Annotated in this window: 1 protein-coding gene; it reads left to right on the forward strand. The window is 32.4% G+C overall.

Going from position 1 to position 1651, the window contains the following annotated elements; translation table 11 throughout:
- Positions 1-126 precede the first annotated feature (126 nt).
- Positions 127-1440: an IS4 family transposase gene (locus EKD03_RS18130; protein WP_129633846.1), complete on the forward strand. Its 1314-nt coding sequence runs from the start codon at positions 127-129 to the stop codon at positions 1438-1440.
- Positions 1441-1651: the final 211 nt, after the last annotated feature.

A 1651-nucleotide genomic window follows, 5' to 3' on the forward strand; every position in this document is an offset into this window, starting at 1 on the left:
CCATATGCGTAAACCTAAAGTTCATAACTTGCTAAATCAAAATCAAATATAGTGATTTGTTTTGGCATTTAGTATTCCTGTAAAAAAATAGGGGGTATTACTTCCTTAAATGAGAAGTTTTCTGTTATGACAAAGCGCTTATTCAGTGAGCGGAATTTACAGAAAAAAGCAGTAGAAAGTGGTTTCTACAAACGTAGTGGTGGTATAAAACCAATAGAGTTCTTTGATATGTTATTGTTGTGTGCTTCCAAATGGTCGCATCAAAGTTTACGTCAGGCAAATATAATTTTGTCGGAACAATTTGGAGTGTTTAAAAGTAAAGCCGGTTTAAATATGCGATTCAACGAAGCTTCTGTTGCTTTCGTGAAATCAGTTTTTACAGAAGTTTTATCTTCTCAAATAGAACATCCTTGTTTTTCAGATAAGTTTTTGTCTGACTTTAAGCAGTTAAGAATCAAAGATTCTACAAAGATTGTTTTGCCAGAATGTTTACAGTCTTACTTTAAGGGCTACGGGGGTGACTCAGGTAAATCGAGTGTTAGCATACAGTATGAATATGATTTTAAAACAGGAAAGATTCTGGATATTGACCTTACAGATGGTGTCCGAAACGATCATGTTGACGCTAAATCAAAAGTAGAGAGCATTAATGAAGGAGATTTTGTGTTGAGAGATCTGGGGTACTTGTCTTCTGATGTCCTTATGCTAATGATTAAACAGAAGGCCTTTTTTGTTTCTCGGTTAAATGCAAATATTGCAGTTTTCGATCGCAATGGTGAACGGTTTAGTTTTGCCAGAACGTATGAATCTATGAAATCTACCGGTTTGAGAAATTTAGATGTTGAAGTGTTTGTCGGTAAAGGTAAATTCGTTCCTATTCGTATGGTACTTAGCATTGTTCCTGAGAGTGTATATGAAAAACGAATACGAAAAATAGAGTCAAAAAGTTCCAAAAGAGGATATAAAACTTCAATGGAAACAAAGATTCGAAATCGATTTACTATATTTATTACAAACGTCGATTCTACTAAAGCCACACTAAATGATATTGTGCTGTTGTACCGTTTAAGATGGCAGGTTGAGTTATGTTTTAAGCATTGGAAATCAATCTATAAAATTGATGATATTCCGAAAATGAAAAAGGAAAGATTTCTTTGCCTATTGTATGCTAAACTAATTGTGATTGTTCTTAATCAGCAATTGATATTTGGATTAAGGAACTTACTCTATAAACATGAAAATAGATTGCTAAGCATTGAGAAATGTGTCAAAACAATTAAGGAAAAGTTTTTATCAATGTATTCGGCTTTTCGGACAAGAAAAGAAAAGGATTCTATTAAAATCATATATAAAATCACAGCTATATTTAAAGAAAACCACTGGATTGAAACGAAGTTAAAAAAGATTGGAGCGGAAAATATAATATTCATATTACTTTGATTACAAGCTATTTATTGCTATCTTTATAGAAAAAAAACGAGATGTCTCCTCTCACAGATACACCTCGTTTTCAACCCTAAAAAGAGTTCTTTGTATGCTGCAAAATTATAAATCAAACCCGGTTGCCGAAAGGAAATCGGGTAAAAAAATACACTTTTGTTACAACAATATGAATATCAATAAAATATACAGTTTAGGTTTACGCATATGG

The sequence above is a fragment of the Candidatus Oscillochloris fontis genome, assembly GCF_004138135.1.
Classification (GTDB): domain Bacteria; phylum Chloroflexota; class Chloroflexia; order Chloroflexales; family Chloroflexaceae; genus Oscillochloris; species Oscillochloris fontis.

Excerpts from the sequence above, each read along its gene's own strand:
- EKD03_RS18130 (WP_129633846.1), top strand. The coding sequence starts at position 127 with ATGACAAAGCGCTTATTCAGTGAGCGGAATTTACAGAAAAAAGCAGTA.